This window comes from Bifidobacterium sp. UTCIF-38 (assembly GCF_006454495.1).
In the GTDB taxonomy this organism is placed as follows: Bacteria; Actinomycetota; Actinomycetes; order Actinomycetales; family Bifidobacteriaceae; genus Bifidobacterium; species Bifidobacterium callitrichos.
In genome coordinates, this window is record NZ_JFAL01000026.1 from 51,021 (window position 1) to 68,770 (window position 17,750).

The 17,750-nt window shown below is 47.2% G+C and carries 14 protein-coding genes and 3 pseudogenes; 15 read left to right on the forward strand and 2 right to left on the reverse strand.

Going from position 1 to position 17,750, the window contains the following annotated elements; genetic code table 11:
- The first annotated feature begins 23 nt into the window (after positions 1–23).
- The 12 genes and pseudogenes from BW11_RS09660 to BW11_RS09715 form a co-directional block, all read left to right on the forward strand.
- Complete coding sequence (locus BW11_RS09660; RefSeq protein ID WP_140445396.1) at positions 24–1,163, forward strand: glycosyltransferase family 4 protein; 1,140 nt, start codon at positions 24–26, stop codon at positions 1,161–1,163.
- A complete protein-coding gene (locus tag BW11_RS09665; protein WP_140445395.1) occupies positions 1,163–2,500 on the forward strand; it encodes a glycosyltransferase in 1,338 nt (445 codons plus the stop codon). The genes BW11_RS09660 and BW11_RS09665 overlap by 1 nt, the downstream gene beginning before the upstream one ends.
- 41 nt (positions 2,501–2,541) lie before the next feature.
- Positions 2,542–3,555, forward strand: a complete 1,014-nt coding sequence (locus tag BW11_RS09670; protein ID WP_140445394.1) for a capsular polysaccharide synthesis protein — start codon at positions 2,542–2,544, stop codon at positions 3,553–3,555.
- Positions 3,556–3,651: 96 nt separating this feature from the next.
- Positions 3,652–4,704: a glycosyltransferase gene (locus BW11_RS09675; RefSeq protein WP_181162568.1), complete on the forward strand. Its 1,053-nt coding sequence runs from the start codon at positions 3,652–3,654 to the stop codon at positions 4,702–4,704.
- Positions 4,705–5,144: 440 nt separating this feature from the next.
- Entirely contained in the window at positions 5,145–6,539 is a 1,395-nt protein-coding gene (locus tag BW11_RS09680) for a hypothetical protein (protein WP_140445392.1), read from the forward strand.
- Positions 6,532–7,098 carry a serine O-acetyltransferase gene (locus BW11_RS09685; RefSeq protein ID WP_140445391.1) on the forward strand — a complete coding sequence of 189 codons (567 nt, stop codon included), beginning with the start codon at positions 6,532–6,534 and terminating at the stop codon, positions 7,096–7,098. The genes BW11_RS09680 and BW11_RS09685 overlap by 8 nt, the downstream gene beginning before the upstream one ends.
- Before the next feature lie 131 nt (positions 7,099–7,229).
- Complete coding sequence (locus BW11_RS09690) at positions 7,230–7,946, forward strand: glycosyltransferase family 32 protein (protein WP_140445390.1); 717 nt, start codon at positions 7,230–7,232, stop codon at positions 7,944–7,946.
- Positions 7,943–9,034, forward strand: coding sequence for a glycosyltransferase family 4 protein (locus BW11_RS09695; RefSeq protein WP_140445389.1), 1,092 nt, complete (start codon positions 7,943–7,945; stop codon positions 9,032–9,034). Before BW11_RS09690 ends, BW11_RS09695 begins: the two co-directional genes overlap by 4 nt.
- Before the next feature lie 25 nt (positions 9,035–9,059).
- Positions 9,060–10,487, forward strand: a complete 1,428-nt coding sequence (locus BW11_RS09700) for an oligosaccharide flippase family protein (RefSeq protein WP_140445388.1) — start codon at positions 9,060–9,062, stop codon at positions 10,485–10,487.
- A 79-nt stretch (positions 10,488–10,566) separates the two neighbouring features.
- Positions 10,567–11,118 carry a serine O-acetyltransferase gene (locus BW11_RS09705; protein ID WP_140445387.1) on the forward strand — a complete coding sequence of 184 codons (552 nt, stop codon included), beginning with the start codon at positions 10,567–10,569 and terminating at the stop codon, positions 11,116–11,118.
- A gap of 59 nt (positions 11,119–11,177) precedes the next feature.
- Positions 11,178–11,438: pseudogene (locus tag BW11_RS09710) on the forward strand (GDP-mannose 4,6-dehydratase); the annotation flags it as partial.
- A 363-nt stretch (positions 11,439–11,801) separates the two neighbouring features.
- Positions 11,802–12,104: pseudogene (locus BW11_RS09715) on the forward strand (glucose-1-phosphate thymidylyltransferase); the annotation flags it as partial.
- Between the two features lie 634 nt (positions 12,105–12,738).
- On the opposite strand, the gene BW11_RS12080 reads toward BW11_RS09715, so the two are convergent.
- The gene (locus BW11_RS12080; protein WP_375137659.1) at positions 12,739–13,317 is read right to left on the reverse strand and encodes a PBECR4 domain-containing protein; all 579 of its coding nucleotides are present in this window, start codon (positions 13,315–13,317) and stop codon (positions 12,739–12,741) included.
- Between the two features lie 653 nt (positions 13,318–13,970).
- Between BW11_RS12080 and BW11_RS09725 the strand changes: the two genes are divergently transcribed.
- From BW11_RS09725 to BW11_RS09730, 3 genes and pseudogenes are all read left to right on the forward strand, one after another.
- Positions 13,971–14,342: a hypothetical protein gene (locus BW11_RS09725; RefSeq protein WP_140445386.1), complete on the forward strand. Its 372-nt coding sequence runs from the start codon at positions 13,971–13,973 to the stop codon at positions 14,340–14,342.
- Positions 14,343–14,424: 82 nt separating this feature from the next.
- A pseudogene (locus tag BW11_RS12085) lies at positions 14,425–14,559 on the forward strand (glucose-1-phosphate thymidylyltransferase); the annotation flags it as partial.
- A 798-nt stretch (positions 14,560–15,357) separates the two neighbouring features.
- Positions 15,358–16,719, forward strand: coding sequence for an ATP-binding protein (locus tag BW11_RS09730; protein ID WP_140445385.1), 1,362 nt, complete (start codon positions 15,358–15,360; stop codon positions 16,717–16,719).
- 254 nt (positions 16,720–16,973) lie between these two features.
- On the opposite strand, the gene BW11_RS09735 is transcribed toward BW11_RS09730, so the two are convergent.
- Positions 16,974–17,489 (reverse strand): Panacea domain-containing protein, encoded by a 516-nt coding sequence (locus tag BW11_RS09735; protein WP_140445384.1) that lies wholly within the window; start codon positions 17,487–17,489, stop codon positions 16,974–16,976.
- Between the last annotated feature and the right edge of the window lie 261 nt (positions 17,490–17,750).

The following is a 17,750-nucleotide window of genomic DNA, read 5'->3' on the forward strand; positions in this document are numbered from 1 at the left end:
CTGAGGTTTGTCTGGAGTCTGCAATGCGTATTGCGATGATAGGGCATAAGCGTATTCCCTCGCGCGAGGGGGGCATTGAGATCGTCGTGGACGAACTCACGACCCGCATGGCCGCGCGTGGGGAGCAGGTGGTCGCGTATAACCGCAAGGGGCACAACGTCGCTGGCGAACGTTTCGACAATGAGTCCAACAAGAACGACAAACCGTTCACGTACAAGGGCGTGAAGGTCATCCCCGTCACCACGATCGATGCGAAGGGTCTGGCTGCGCTCACCTCCTCGTTCTTCGCGACGATCAAGGCCATCAAGGCTCGCCCCGATGTAATCCATTACCATGCGGAGGGCCCGTGCGTTCCGTTGCGTCTGGCGCACTGGGCGGGTATCCGCACGGTTGCCACGATCCACGGCTTGGACTGGCAGCGCGCCAAGTGGGGCAAATTCGCCTCCACGTATCTGAAGCTGGGCGAACGTACGGCCGCGACATGCGCGGACGAGGTGATTGTCCTGAGCCGTAACGTCCAGCGGTATTTCAAGGACACGTACGGTCGCGATGTTCGATTCATTCCGAACGGCATCGAACGCAATACGCCCGTGTCTGCGGATGAGATCACGCGCAAGTACGGTCTTGAGAAGGATGGATACATTCTGTTCCTGGGGCGTATCGTGCCGGAGAAGGGCGTGCATTACCTGATCGATGCGTTCAAGCGCCTCGATACGGACAAGAAGCTCGTCATCGCAGGAGGATCCTCCGATTCCGCCGAGTACTACGACACGATCAAGACTGCCGCGCAGGCTGATCCGCGTATCGTCCTCACCGGGTTCACGGAAGGCCGTGAGCTTGCGGAACTGTACTCGAATGCCTACGTGTACGTGCTGCCGAGCGATCTTGAAGGCATGCCGATGAGCCTTCTGGAGGCGATGAGTTACGGCAATTGCTGCCTAACCTCCGATATCCCCGAATGCGCCGAGGTGCTCGAGGACCATGGGATGATGTTCCACAAGGGGAATATCGACGATCTTGCCGATAAGCTCAATGCGCTGCTCATTGATTCCGCTCGTGTGAAATCACTCAAGGACACTGCCGCCGACTACATCACCGCCAAGTACAGCTGGAACAAGGTCGTCGATCGGACACTCGCTCTCTACCGTGGGGAGGAAGCCTGATGAGGATTCTGCTGGTCAACAAGTACTTCTACCGCAAGGGCGGCGCGGAAACCTATTTCTTCGCGCTAGCCGAGGGATTGAAGGCACTCGGCCACGAGGTTGCGTTCTTCTCCATGCTGCATCCGAACAACGAGCCGAGCTATTGGAGCAAGTACTTCGTGTCCGAAAAGGACTACGTGGGCAAGATCTCCGCGTTCCAGCAGGCGAAGGAAGCGGCCACACTCGTCTATTCGTTCGAGTCGAAGCGCAAGTTCGAAGCGCTGCTTGAGGAGTTCAAGCCGGACGTGATCCACATGAACAACGTCCACCGACAGCTCACATTGTCGATTCTGGATGCGCCGTATCTGAAGAAGCATCACGTACCGGTGGTGTATACGGCGCATGACTACATCCTGCTGTGCCCCGCCTACACGATGGTGGATGGTTCCGGCAACGTGTGCGACGACTGCCTCGACCGTCACTTCATCCATGCGGTGAAGAAGACCTGTGTGAAGGGTTCAAAGGCCAAGAGTGGACTGGCGTTTCTGGAGGCCGAATTCCTCAAGTACCACCACAGCTACGATAAGATCGACAGGATCATCGCGCCGAGTGAGTTCATGAAGAACAAGCTCGATGAGGGTGGATACGCCGGCCGTACCATTGCGATGCAGAACTTCCTGACCGAAAGCCAGATGGCGATGGCCAAGAAGGTAACGAATACGGATAAGTTCAACACGGTTGAACCGTATTTCCTCTTCTTCGGCAGGCTCTCTAAGGAGAAGGGCATCCTTACGCTGGTGAGAGCGTTCCTTGATGCCGTAAACAAGTCCCTTCCGAAGGATTGGACGCTGCACATTGTCGGTGATGGACTGGAACGCGGAACCATTGAAAATCTCGTGAAGCAGACAGGCGGCGAGGCGGAGCATCGCATCAGGCTACTCGGCTACAAGACTGGCGAGGACCTGCAGCGCGAAGTTGGCAACGCTCGTTTCAGTGTGCTCTGCTCCGAATGGCGCGAGAACATGCCGTACTCCGGCTTGGAGTCCTTGGCCGCGCAGACCCCGGTGATCGGCGCGAACATCGGTGGCATCCCCGAGCTTGTGGTGGAAGGCAAGACCGGTTTCAGATTCGAGAGCGGAAACAAAGCCGACTTGGCACATATATTGAATAATGCATCACAGGTGGATGCAGAGCGTTACGGAACAATGCAGCAAGCGTGCGGTCGCTACGTCGAGGACCGTTGCCGACAGAACATATACGTGCAGCAGTTGGAGGACATCTATCAGGCCATTCATCATGCCGATGTCTTCACTGTGGCTTCTCGTGAGGGGAACGAATCAACTCGAGTTGCCGTTTAGGCGTGTAGAAGAGGCAGAGGAAGAGGAGAGTGAGGATAGATATGGTCGCAGGTCATTCAAGTATCAAACGCATTGTCCACCGTGTCGGTGAGGAATGCCGGTCCACGGCGGAGATCGCACGGCTGACGTCATGGCCGGAGGCGCTGGAGACCTTCATGGCCAAAGTGGACATTCAGGTGATGAACCGCAACGGGTTCAAGGAACCACCTGCGGTACGCAGGCGTCTGGTGCACAAGCATGAGATTCTCATGAAGTATTTCGAGCAGCGCTACGGGCGTTTCGCCGATGCATACGACTTCCATGCGCCCATGCCAGAGAGTGATCCTGCATTGGAAGGCAAGATCTGGATGTGCTGGTGGCAAGGGCTTGATCAGGCTCCTGCCATCGTGAAGCGATGTGTGGAATCCATCAAGCGGAACGCCGGCGACCGTGATGTCATCGTCATCACCGACGATAACTACGAACAGTACGTGCATATTCCCCAATGGGTGAAGGAAAAGCAAAAGGCCGGCATCATCACGAGGACGAATCTCTCCGATTTGCTGCGCTTGTCGTTGCTTGCTGAACATGGAGGCCTGTGGCTCGATTCCACGTTTTACTGTACAGGACCGTTGGAGGACACGGCTTTCTGTGGTCCGCTCTGGTCGATTAAACGACCGGATTACCTGCATTGTTCCATTGCGCAGGGGTACTTCGCTGGATATTCTCTGGCATGTGATACTGAGCACAGGTGGGTGTTCCGTGCCATACGCGATTTCTTCCTCGAGTATTGGAAGACAAACGAGTTCATGGTGGACTACCTTATGGTGGATTACATGATCGTCATGGCGCAACGGCATTGTGATGAGATTAGGGATATCTTCCAAGCTATCGAACCGAACAATCCGCGATGCGATGATTTGTACAAGGTACTTGGCAATCGTTATAGCGAGCAATCATGGCGGAAACTTGTTTCAGATACCTCCCTCTTTAAGCTTACGTGGAAACAGAGCTTCCCTGCTGAGGTAAAAGGAGGAAAGACCTTCTACGGCAAATTGATCGACGGCACCCTGTAAGGCAGGACTTATATATGGATAATCATCAACGAATCCACCATGCTTGCCCGTGCATATCAGCCCTCATAGAGAGGTAATACAGCAATGATAACACCTATGAGATCGTCACGTCCGACCGTATCCGTTGTGGTCCCTATCTATAACGTAGAACGGTATTTGCGCATATGTGTTGATAGTCTATTGCGACAGACATTGCCTAGCATGGAAATCATTCTTGTGGATGACGGCTCTCCGGATAGTAGCGGACGAATCGCGGACGAGCTTGCAGCTGAGCATGATTGTGTCAAGACCGTTCATCAGCAGAATGGGGGACTTGGCCCCGCACGTAATACTGGCATCGAACATGCGTCAGGCGAATACGTCGGTTTCGTGGACTCCGACGACTGGGTCGACCCCGACATGTTCAAGGGACTGTACGATGCAGCGAAGCGTCGCCACGCGGATATCGTGTTCGGTGGCCATAAGGACATGGTCAATGGCAAAGTGAATACCGTCAAGTCCCATCCGCTGGCCGGTATGACGCTGACAACTAAAAGTCAGATCCTCGACATTCGAGAAAGGCTGTTCGGACATCTACCAGATGACGCGGAGATCGAGGCGTTTCCGATGCGTGTCTGGACGGGCATCTACAGGAACGACTTCCTTAAAGAACACTGCCTACGGTTCAAGGCGATTCTTTCTGAGGATACGATCTTTAATCTATCCGCATATCAACAGGCTCAGGTGATTTCATTTACCGATGGCACCGCATATTGTTATCGTATGGATAACCAGCCTTCGATCATGCGAACTTTCTCTGCAAAGAAGTTGAAACAGTATGAGGGTTTTATAGATGAACTGTTCCATATAGCTGAACAGGATCCGAGGCGTGAGCGTTGTCTACTTCGTGCAAAGCGCATGGCGATCGATTACTGTCGTTTGTATGTCGGTCTGATCGCCGGGGGGCGGTTGTCTTGGCGCCAGCAGCTCGTGGAAACCAAGCGGTTGACTTCTAGTGAGATGTTCCATAAGTACTGCCGTGATTATCCGATGGACAAGTTGCCTCGACAACAACGATTGTTCCATGAAGCATTGTTGAAGAACGGATTGAACACAGCACTGTTATTGTTGCATATGCGACAGCTACTGAAGAAGAGGATTTGGAAATGACCACAGGGCATGCAAGTAACAGACGAATCATCAATCGAATTGTTGAGGGGCCTCATTCTACAACCGAGACCAATTGTTTGATGTAATGGTCTGAAGTATCGGGAATATTCTTTTCGAAAGTGGACATTCAGGTGATGAATCGTAACGGATTTAAGGAGTCTTCTGATGTACGCGATAGACTCGTACGCAAGCATGAGATCTTTACGAGGTACTTCGAGAAACGAAACAGTCGTTTCTACAATACGTATGATTATAATGTGTCTCTACCGGTCAGTGACTCCAGTTTGAAAGGAAAGATCCGGGTTTGCTGGTGGCAGGGAGTTGAAAATGTTCCGCATGATTGTCCGCCGATGTGTTGAATTCATCGAACGATATGCCGGTGGTTGTGGAGTCATCGTCATTGCTGATGAGAGGCAAAGTTGATTTACATGAGACAACTAATGACGCGTTTCAAATTTGATGCAGGAACTGTAACTGTAGGTTCATGTCTTGCAGTTTTTGTTTGTTTGTCACTTGTTACTAGCATGCCGCTACTGATTGTAGGTTTATTTCTTGCTATTCCTGCATGTATATGGATGTGTATGCATCCAGTTAGATTAATTTATGTTCAATTCATATATGTATTATTCTATGGCTTTTTAATAGGCGACCTGCATCTTCCTGGAGCTTTGTCGTATGGGATGGATGTGATCAATGCTATGGCGTTTTTGATCGCTTTATACAGATTCATCAAAACGCCCCGATACTACAGACCCAAATTTGGTGGAGCATTTTTCGTTCTTTTCCTTTTTGTAACAGTAGGTATTACTTCTGCGCTTGGTAATGGTGTGAATCCACTTTATACACTGTGGTCGTTAAGGGTGTTCCTTCGAGCGCCAGTTTTCTTGTTTTCAGCAGTTGTCCTTATGAGAGAGCAAGATGCTGTTAAACAGTTGAAATTTTTGCCTATATATATAATATTTAGTATACCAATATTTCTAATCCAAAAAATAGAATTCCCATCGACTCCTGATAACGTAAGTGGATTTTTTGGTTCTCTCAGTGGAGGAAACACAGGTTTAAATGTCTTATTGATCCTCGTGTCATGCCTTTGTGTTGTCGGCTTGCTGTCGCGTAGTTTGCATTTCTATGTTTCTTTGGCAGGACTTATTATTTGTTGTATCTTTGCTGCTCTCTCAGAGATTAAAGTTTTCTACATTGAGTTATTTATCATTATTCTTCTTTCAGTAACCATTTTAAAATTATCGTTTAAAACTTTAGTTTTAATTATTGGATTTATTTTAGTATTTTATTTAGGAATACATTTATACTATATTTTATATCCCGATTCGATTGATATTTTTGACATCAATTCAATAATGAAATATTCTGCACAAGGGGGTTATTCGACTCGTTATGATCTTAATCGTCTAACGGCTGTCCAAACCTTAAACAGTGATTTTATGCATTCTCCTATTGATTCGTTATTTGGTTTCGGATTAGGTAGTGGGCAGCATACCCAATTTTTTGAAGCTCCTTTGTATAGTAAATATGGCGATATTCTTCATTGGATATATTTTACGCACGCTTCTGTATTCATTGAAACTGGTTTCGTTGGTCTATTACTTTATGTTGGTTTTTATCTTTGCGTATCTTGCAAAGTATTTAGTGTTAGGAATATAAATCGTTCATCGATCAGTAATTCTTGTTTCGTGTTTTCCATTCTTTCTATCCTTCTTATATCGTATAATTCGACTGCTATTATCGAATCTTCATATCTTATGGCGTGGTTTATTGGCCTCCCCTTAGTTTTTGTTAAAGATCATTTACTCGTTGAAGGAAGTATTCATGATTAAAACCCTAAGTGATTTAAGGTCTTTTCTTGACGCAGAAAAAAAGATATATATTTCTTCCAATCCTAGAACTGCATTGATAGACTACTTGGTCCAGGTTCCTTCGGTACGAATTTGGAGGTATATTAAGTTATTACGTAAAAGTGAGTATTACTATAATAACTCTCGTAAAAGTATATTTCATGCTATTATGTACTTTTTCTATCGAAGAAGGAAAAATATATATGGTACATTTTTAGGGATTGAGATTGATGAGAATACTTGTGATATTGGTTTAAAAATTTGGCATACTGGTAATGTTGTTGTCAGTGGTGCCGCTAAGATTGGAAAAAATTGTATTTTGCATGGAGGTAATTGCATAGGTAATACTGGTCTTGTCGGTCAATTTGAGGCACCTGTGATTGGGGATAATGTCGATATCGGTGTTGGTGCATCAATCATTGGTAATGTCAATATTGCTGATAGTGTTCGTATTGGTGCTGGTGCGGTAGTTTTAAATTCTTGTGATTTGCCTAATAGTTTACTTGTAGGTATTCCAGCGAGAGTTATTAAAACATATTAGTATGAAAGTGTCTGTCTCTTATGTTAATATGTTTATATTAGATAATAACCCTAAATTATTGTTATCTGATCTATCGTTACAAATTAATTGATTGTTTTTGGTTTAAGTCAATTGCTATATAAGGAGTAATATTGATACCTAGGAAGATCCATTATATCTGGCTTGGTGGAAAAGATAAGCCATCTCTTACTAAGTTATGTATCAATACATGGAAACGTGTTCTTCCGGATTATGAAATTATAGAGTGGAATGAAGATAACCTTGATTTGAATTATTTGAAAAAAAATAATAAATTTTTATCTAAATGCCTAGATCTTAAATTATGGTCTTTTGCATCGGATTACCTTCGTTTATATGTTCTTTATAAAGAAGGAGGCGTCTACCTTGACACTGATATTGAGGTCATCAAAAAGTATGATTCATTACTTAATGAATCTATGTTTATCGGTCTTGAAGATAAAGGATTCATTGGTACAGGTGTTATTGGTTCAGAGAAGAATAATCCTATTGTTAAAAGGATTCTAGATTTTTATAATGTAGACATTTGGAATGTTGATATTATTAATAATCCTATGATTTTTAAATATCTATATGAATCTGAACCTGATTTATTTGTTCATTGTAACATTTTGCCTCGGGATGTATTTGCTCCTTATGCTCCTGGTCAATTATCTGACGGTGTAGTCGAATCCGATCGGACTATTTCTATACACTGGTATTCTTTGAATTGGAATTTGTCTCTTAGAGGATATGTATTTGCTACTACTAAACATATTAAGAATCCTTTTATCCGGCTTGTTGTATCCCTTAAGAAAGCTATTGGTTATGAAATGAGGTATAGAAAGTGAAAAAGAGCATCTGCTTTGTTATCGGGGTTCTCGCGAGAAAGGGCGGTACGGAGAGGGTATGTACCAATATTGCTAATGCTTTAAGTAATACATATGACGTTAGTATTCTTAGTACTTGGGATGAAGGCGAGCCTGGTTATACTATTGATAATAAAGTGAAAGTTCATTATTTGATGCGTAGATTTGAGGGAAAGATTTATCATTTTTTCCCTTCATATTTTACAATCAAATATACACATTTCTTCAGGAAGTACAAATTTGATGTTGTTATTGATGTTGATATTTGTTTAGCTAAATACTCAATTCCTGCAGTACGTGGTTTGAAAACGAAAGTAATTGATTGGGAACAGTTTAATTACTGGCATAATGCAAATGATCCTGAACTGGCTTCTATTCAGCGTCTTGCAATTAGGGAATCATCAAAGATCGTAGTTTTAACAAAACGTGATTATGCTTTTTATCATGATGATGGTCATGTTCCTTATTCAAAGTTGGCTCAGATTTATAACACAACTCCTATGATTGGTGCTCGGCCTTCAGATCGTAAGAATAAGCTTGCTATTGCTGTTGGTCGTTTGACGGAACAGAAAGGGTTTGATATTCTTCTTCATTCTTGGACTATTGTTGAGAAAGCCTTGCCCGAGTGGAAACTTGCTATTATTGGATCTGGTGAGGATGAAAGTAAACTAAAGAGATTAGCGTTAGAACTAAATCTTAAGAATGTATCTTTTGTTCCTGCGACAAAGGATATTGAGTACTGGTATAATCAGGCTAGTTGTTTTTTACTTTCTTCGAGATACGAGGGTTTTGTTATGGTTTTACTTGAAGCTATGGCAAAGGGTCTTCCTCCAGTTGCTTTTGATTGTGTTGCCGGCCCTAGCGAGATTATTGAAGATGGAGTTAATGGCTTTCTTGTTCCGTTGGAAGGCGGTTTTTCTGCTTTTGCTAATAAAACGATTGAATTATTATCTTCGTCGGATCTTCAAAGTCAGTTTGCTTATAAAGCAAGATTACGTTCTTTTGATTATTCTATTGATATTATTTGTGATCAATGGAAAACAGTGATTCAAGATGTATTAGACAATTAGTTAATTGCAGGTTTGGATATAATATATGGGTAAGTACAAATATCTGTTCAAGAATGTTGGTCTTCTTGCAATCGGGCAGTTCAGTACTCGATTATTGACTTTTTTCTTGGTTCCATTGTATACTAGCATATTGTCTACGTATGACTACGGAACGTTTGATCTCTATAGTACCATTGTTCAACTTCTTGTTCCTGTTTTGACTCTGAATATTTATGATGGTATACTTCGTTTTGCTTTGGATAAGACCGAAGACGTAAAACAAGTGTATGCTGTTGGTTTTACTGTTTTTCTCTTTGGAAGTGTTTTTCTTTTTGCTTTAATAGTTTTAAATCGTGAAATCAACTTTCTGCCTATTGTAAATCAATATCCTTGGTTATTTTTTGCTTACTATATTGTCAACGCATTATCGTTCATTTTTAATAATTATGCTCGTGGTGTAGATGATGTATCTGCAACGGTAATTTCCGGTATTATTAGTACTTTAACTATGATAGTCCTTAACATTTGGTTTCTTGTTGGACTCAAGTGGGGTCTATTCGGCTATTTCCTTGCTAATATTATTGGTATTGGTGCTGGTTGTTTGCTGTATGTATTTAAATTACGTTTATGGTCTATTTCTCCTATTAGTAGCAATTATATACTTACAAAGAATATGGTGAAATATAGTGCTCCACTTGTAGTTAACAGTACAAGTTGGTGGCTTAATAGTGCATCTTCTAGATATATTATTATTGCTATTAGTGGTATTGGCTCCAACGGTTTGTTTAGTGCAGCAAGTAAGGTACCTTCTATTATTAGTATGGCAGCAAATCTTTTTAATTCTGCATGGGTTATGTCATCTGTTAAGGAGTTTGATCCTAATGATAAGGATCGATTCTTTTCCAATACGTTCAAAATTTTTAGTGCCGCTATGATGATATGTTCGTCAATATTGATTTCTGGTTCATTAATTATTGGTACTTTTCTTTTTCGTGGGGATTTTAGTTCTGCCTGGCTGCTTACCCCTTTTTTGATTGTAGGTGCTGCCTTTAGTGCTATTGCCGGATATCTCGGTGGGTTGTTTGCTGCTGCTAAAAAAACAAAAATATTTGCTTATTCTACCGCTATTGGCTGTATAGTTAATATCGTTTTCGGAATTCTTTTTACATATTATTTTGATGTGATTGGAACTGCAGCGGCTGTCTTAGTTTCAAACTATATTATACTTTTGATTAGATTTATTCAAATTAAAGGTTTTATGCGCATAGATCTTTCTTTGCGTAGGGAACACTTAGTATACATTATTCTTATTCTTCAATCATTTAATATGATAGTTTTATCCAATCATATTTTAATGTACTTGATTGATGTGCTGATTTTGTTTTTTATTCTTTTTTTGTATCGTCGTGAGATTCAACGATCTCTTCGAAAGGTGTTTTTTAAACAACGTATTGGTCGACATGCGCGGTCCTAATTTTGTATTATTTACTTTGGGAATGAAGTATACCTTATTGATCGACCTGAGTGATGCATTATAAATGTAGGAGTATATAGTGATTACTTCAAAAGAAGATCTGAAATATTTTCTTGAGGCTGATGCTGCTCGTATTTCGAATGGCAGAAAACATCCCCGTCTATTTCAGGATGAAGTTTGGCGTTATGAGATAATCTTGCGTAAAAGGGAGTATTATCATAATGTAAAGGGGTTTGCACATCATTTGTTAGAACGTTTCTATGCTTTGCGTCAGCATGTGCTTGGTGTGAAATTAGGGTTTTGGGTTCCTATTAACGTTTGTGATGCCGGGTTACAGATCAATCATTATGGTCTCTTGATTATAAATGGTGGAGCTAAGATTGGGAAAAACTTTAATGTTCATCAAGGGGTTAATATCGGGCAAAATATTGATGCTGATGATGTTCCTACTATAGGTGATAATGTATTTTGTGGTCCTGGAGTTAAAATTTATGGAAAGATTTTTATCGCTGATAATATTGCTATTGCTGCTGGTTCGGTAGTTACGAAGAGTTTTAATACTCCAAATATTACCATTGGAGGTGTTCCGGCTAGAGTGATTAATCCTCATCGTGGTAATCCGTTCAAATGATATTATATATTTGCGGGAAAACGCCGCTCAACCTGCTGAACAAACATTGAAGCAATACAAACCTGACCGTGCTGCGCGACATCCTGACCGTCATGGGCAAGTCGCCGGACGACTTCGACTGGGTCAAGGACCGTCCGGGCCACGACCGCCGGTACGCGATCGACTCGACCAAGCTGCGCACGGAGCTTGGGTGGGAGCCCACGCACACGGACTTCCAGAAGGGTCTCGAGCAGACGATCAAATGGTACACGGACAACCGCGCCTGGTGGGAGCCCGCCAAGGCCGCCACCGAAGCCAAGTACAAGCAGCAAGGACAGTGAGTCCGCTTCTTGGCTACGAATTAGATCGGATACGAAAACGGCCACCCCACATGTGGGTGGCCCTGAAAGCATCTCTAAGATAGCACATCGATTGACCAATCAGGCAAGTCGTGACGCCTTCAAACCTGCCTTCAAACCTGCGCTTTCGTTGTCCGCGCTGTAAACGCTGAGCTTGATATTCGATTCGTACGTATGAAGGCCGATGACATTGATTTGCTCGACAGCTACGTTTCACTCGTTCTCGATTTGGGATAATAAGGTGTACTGTATTGTCACTCCGCTGTTCTCTGCGGAGGAAGAAGAAGCTGAAACCATTGGAATTTCAGCATTCCTATTTTCTCCTGATGGAAAATAGGGAAGAAAGTGAATCGTTTGTACTTGGATGATGGCACGCTTAATGTGCGTACGCTTGGTCGTGGTTATGCGTGGTTGGACACGGGGGCGACGGATTCCTTGTATGAGGCGGGTGAGTTCGTGCGTACGGTGCAGCGTGCGCAGGGTCTGCCGATCGCGGTGGTCGAGGAGATCGCGTACGAGAACGGGTGGATCACGAAGGACGAGCTCCTGGAGTCTGCGGATCGTTACGGCAAGTCCCCGTACGGCAGGCACTTGAAGGACGTGGCCGAGGGGCGTGTCATCATCATCCCCAATCAGGGTGAGTACTGATCTGATCGCTTGCGTGGCATGCGCGGGATGATCGGCGCGTGCCGGGGCATGATGAAGTAGATAGGGGGGGCAGTCGGGTGCGGCTGCCCCCTACCTACCATTCAAAGCTGATCCCTTATCGGCGTGTAACGGTCCGGATTACTTCTCTATTCATTGGATCCGTGATAGTTGCTATTGATGTGCAATGTCAATTTTGGCCGTGACGACTTCACCCCGTGAGTATTTGGAGGTTTGAGCACCGGTTGTTATTGTGGGAGGGCACCGGGGTTATTGCGGGACGGCACCGGCGGTGATGGCTGGGCGCCGGCGATGCCGTTCTGTCGTGGTGATGAGTGGGGTTATTTGCCGGGCGCGTGTTCGCGCATGTTCCATTCGCCGGTTTCTATCCATGTGGTGTTGTGCACGATCCTCCTCGAGGTCGGGGATGCGGATGTATCGGGCGCGGTACCGGTTGCGGCATGCCTGGCGGGCAAGTGCGCAGATTATCACGCAGATGATCCAGCTTTCCTTGCGCCTGTTCAATAGAAATTAGCTGCTCACCCTTAATAAACTGTATCAAACAATCAGATCGCAGTTCATTGATTAAGCATCAGCTACGTCTTCCCATAGGGGCGACGTAGCTGATGCTTTTCTTTTATCTAGGTGGTATTACCCTTGACCCTGTGAGTAGGTATATGTCGGTACCGGCTTGTTTTATGGAACGACTGGAAATGCTAACATTGCGTACCGTTCGAGGTGCGTAGACTTCCGTGTCGGGGTCGATTCGTGATGTGTTGTCATCGAACGTGACGCCTACGCACCATTCATTGGATCCGAAGAAGTATGCGTAGTCCTTGCTCGAGGATATGGCGACTGAATCGACGCTGCTAGGTGTACGCAACATAGAGGGCAGGACGGATAATTTGTCCTCTGTGATGCCTCGATTGTGCGCGTGCCTAATATTTAGTTCTTCCGTATGTCCGGAGATCAGGGCATCGAAGAATACTTCGGATTTTACCGGTTTTGGTTTGTTTCTTCGATAGAAGCGCTGGGGAACCGTGCAGTCCAGGCCGCAGAGGTGCATGAAATGATGCTTGCGCCAATGGACGTCAAAAGATGTACAGTTGAATTCGAGAATGATATGTCGATTAAGAAAATCGCGGGCATATGTTTCGACCATAGGACGGAGTCGCTCGACGACGGCGGGGATTCCATCGTTCCCGTTTCGTGTCATCGGTTTTCCCCAAAGTGTATAAGCCGGAGAAACGCGACTTTTCTCCGGCCCTGCTGTTCGGAATCCGTGTTTATATAGCCCTCTGCTAGGCGACCCGTGACGCGAACAGGTCTACGGGAGGTTCGACCTTTCGGTCGTTTCGCCTTCTCCCAAGGCTAGGTGCTCCTTCGTGGCCGCCGCAGGCAGCGGCTGCGGGCATCACGGCAGAAGATTCCATGTCGCAGTAAGCTTAAGCATCAGCCCCGTCCTCCCGGACGGAAAGAGGAGCATGGGCCAAGCTATAGTTCCATAGTATGGCTGTTGTCCAGGTAAGTCAACTTGCCGTTCGCGCTCTGGTGACTTGTGCATTGCTCGTATGCGAGATTCACGGCTGCAGCAGCTGAAAATGCAGATTACGAGGGATACCGAGCCGCGTTCCTCTTTTCGGGAGATTCATGAGCTCAACACGTCTGAAGGCCGTGTGCTCATGTTCGAGATCCCCCCGGCTCCGATAGGCATGCCCGTCTCGTGGCAGGGATACTTCCATGGTCGCAGTGGCGAGAGTCTTGTTGCTCTGAGCGTTAACAAATTTCAGTTGTTCTTCCTGTTGTTTCCAATTGGAGTGGGCAGAGGCCGGAAGTTGTATCGACAGTCAGTCAAACGGAGGTTGCGCAATGAAGGTAGTGTGGATCACCCTCTTTAAGGAGAGCAGTCGGTTCGATTTGGTTCGTGGACCTCAGGGGGTAATCGGTAAGGCTCGTAACTTGTCGTTTTTGCTTGGCCTCAGTGAGGCTGAGGGCAAACCTTGGTCGAACGAGTTCGTGATCCGGATGGAAATGCGAACTGAAGACATGCCGACGAATGCGGATCCGCTTCTGGTAACGGAACTGCATTACGCCGTCTCCTTCGATCGGCCTAAGGTGGATACCGTGCCGCTTGACATCATCTGGCCTTTTGTGCGTCCCGACCTCATCGCGCAGCTTCGTCGCTATGAACTTCCGGGAAACACCATACCGTTGCAGCTGAGTGAGGCGACCTCGAAATAGAGGGCGAGCTAACTTCGTGTTGCTGGCTGCCAGCTGGGAAGATTGCGCTTGGACTCCCCAGCTCTCAGAGTCCTACTGAGAACATGAGAACGGTTGGATCAGCAGGGACGAGCTTCTGGAGTCCGCGGATCGTTACGGCAAGTCCCCGTACGGCAGGCACTTGAAGGACGTGGCCGAGGGTCGTGTCGTGATCATCCCCAATCGGGGCGAGTACTGATCTGATCGTTCTGGTGGCATGCGCGAGGCGTTCGGCGTGTGCCGGGACGTGGTGGGCATGGCGAGTAGGCGGGGGTGGTCGGGTGGGCTGCCCTCTACTCGTTGTGATGTGGTGTTGGCGGGATGCGTGTCCGGTTCTTCGGGCCTCATGCGAATCGGTCATCGGTCGCGTGATGGCCGATCGTCGATGGCCGATCGTCATTAGGTGAGGCATATGCGATTGGAACAGATGATCCCCGGTGCTGTCAGCAGGAACAGCCGGTGCTCAAACATCCGAATGATCGCTCTCGCTGCTGGGGTGGTGTGTTGGCGAGAGGTTGCCGTCATGGTGGTGCGGTTGTTGCTCGCTGGCGCGTTGTCAGCGGGACGTGCGTGTCGGGTGTCGGCGATGTTCTCTCGGTGAGACGTCCTTGGCGAGAGGTTCCTGTCTGTCCGTGGCGGAGATCTCTCGCTGGAAGAGTCTCTGGCGAGAGATCCCCGCCACGGCGAGACGGCGGCCTCTCGCTGGGCCGTCGCAGGCGGGAGGCCGGTGTCGGGTGATGACGGAAACCTCTCGCCGTGCGGGCTTGTAGCGTGCGGATGTCTTACGCCGCGAGCTCGGCGTTCGCCCGGGTCGGTAGTTCGCTGAACGGAATCACACGAATGCCGTAGCTCGTCAGCGCCTGCAGACGGCATGACAACATTGGGCCACGGAGCATTAGCCGTTGTTTTCGTGTAGAAACACGTGATTCTATACCGTTGTTTTCGTGTATGTTAGCATAGATTCATACCGTTGTTTTCGTGTGGAAAGTGGTGTGGCATGCTCAGACGCAAGATGATGGATAAGTTGATTGCTTGGAAACTCAAGGCGAATGGCAGTGAAGCGCTGTTGATCGAAGGTGCTCGCCGCGTAGGCAAAAGCACCGTTGTCGAGGAATTCGGACGCAACCAGTATCAGTCGTATATTCTTGTGGATTTCGCTCGGCTTCCGAGAGATGTCCGGGACCTCTTCGAGAACCAGATTGACGATCTTGATACGTTCTTCATGTTGTTGTCCGCATACTACAGAATGCGATTGGTGCCACGGAAGTCGTTGATCATCTTCGATGAGGTGCAGCGGTATCCGGCTGCTCGTGAACTCATCAAGTATTTGGTGGCGGACGGTCGCTATGACTATATCGAGACCGGTTCTCTGATCTCCATCAAAAAGAATGTGGCAGATATCGTTATCCCGTCCGAGGAACGAAAAATCGATATGGGGCCATTTGATTTTGAGGAGTTCTGTTGGGCTATGGGGGAGGAACTTCTAGCGGAAGCCGTACGTTCTGCCTTTGATGGTCTGAAACCACTTCCGGATGCCTTGCACAGGCGGGCGATGCGTCTGTGGAGAGAGTATCTGTTGGTCGGAGGCATGCCGCAGGCCGTTGCCTCGTATGTCGAACGTCGGGACTTCGGCGCGGTTGATGATATCAAACGTGGCATTCTGCAGCTTTACAGCAATGACATCGGTAAATTCGCTGGTGGTGATGCTGGCCGGGTGAGAGATATCTTCGCGAGGATCCCGGGGCAGCTATCCAAACATGAGAAGAGGTTTACCCTCGCTTCAGTGAGCAAGAACGCCAGGTATCGTGATTATGATACGGCGTTCTTCTGGCTCGAGGATGCGCGACTGGTGAACATATGCCGCAACTCGACCGATCCAACGGTCGGGCTGGGACTGTATGAGGATAATGCGTCGTTCAAGTGCTACATGGCTGACACCGGTTTGCTGGTTTCGCAGGCGTTTGCTGATCGCGAGACAACTCCGGATGATGTGTATCGTGATATTCTGTTCGATAAACTCTCGCTGAATGAGGGCATGCTGGTGGAGAATGCCGTTGCGCAGCAGTTCCGTGCGAATGAACGGAAGTTGTATTTCTTTTCACGCAACGATCGGAATGATTCCGGTAAAACCATGGAGATCGATTTCCTTATCATCCGGGAGTACGATAATGCGGCCATGAAACCTCGTGTCAGTCCGGTTGAGGTGAAATCGACCAAGCGGTACGGTGTTTCGTCGCTGGATAAGTTTCGGCTCGTGTATGGCCAGCGCCTGGGCAAGGAGTATGTGCTGCATCCTCGTCAGCTCGAGGTTGACGGCGAACGCATACGTTTGCCATTGTATATGGCCCACTGCTTGTAGCTTGGGTGGTTTGATCTGGTCGAATATGTCGGCATATCGGTTCTCGGGTGATTGACCAAACACGGGAGTGAATGTAGGTGTTAGAACGGAGGATATCATTCCCAATATGGCATCCCTGCGTTGATCGGAGACGGCATCAGTCAAGTCGAAACCCGCCTTGCTTACTGTAGAATGGTGGATCTCGTACACTGATTCCGCCAATCCTCTGACCATCTCGTCGTCCAGTACGATTGGGGAGATGACGTCCTCCATCATCATGAATTCTCGAGCATGCGCATGGCGTTGGGCCATTTGCGGTTGACCTGGGCAACACCCAAGGTCAGGGTTTCGTCCATGATGCCTTCCACTTCGCCATCGCGAGATTTGATGATCGCTTCGGGTGTGATGGGCTTGTTGGCTTTACGTACATATACGTTTTTCCAAGCGCTGCCGTCTCGATGCGAGAGCCGAACAAGGTCAAAGGCCGTCAGCTTTCCGAAGGACTCCATGACATCTCGGATGACGTTGGTGGCGAGATCCGAAGGAATGGTCACGTCTCCTTGCGGACGGCGGATGACTCCGCTGCCGAATTGGTTAAAGGCGTAGTACACCTCGGGTTCCACCGGCCCGTAGTCCCATGCCTGAATCTCATCATCAAACAAGGGGGTCCCATACTTTCGCAGTGAAATGGCCTGTGCGAAGTAAACCAACTTGTTCAGCTTCAGATTGGTCAGTTCTACTTCATTGCCGTAGCGCGTGATCAGCAGGTTGGCAACATCCAGTGATTGCATGAGATCCTCCTTCCATAAACCAGCTAATGTACATGCATAGTCTACTCAGCACAACTGAACTGGTATGACGATCTCTTGCTGGGTGGTGTGTTGGTGAGAGGTTGTCGTCATGTCGATGCGGTTGTTGCTCGCTGGTGCGCTGTCAGCGAGACATGCGGGTCGGGTGTCGGCGATGTTCTCTCGGTAAGGCGTCCCTGGCGAGAGGTTCCTGTCTGTCCGTGGCGGGGATCTCTCGCTGGAAGAGGCTCTGGCGAGAGATCC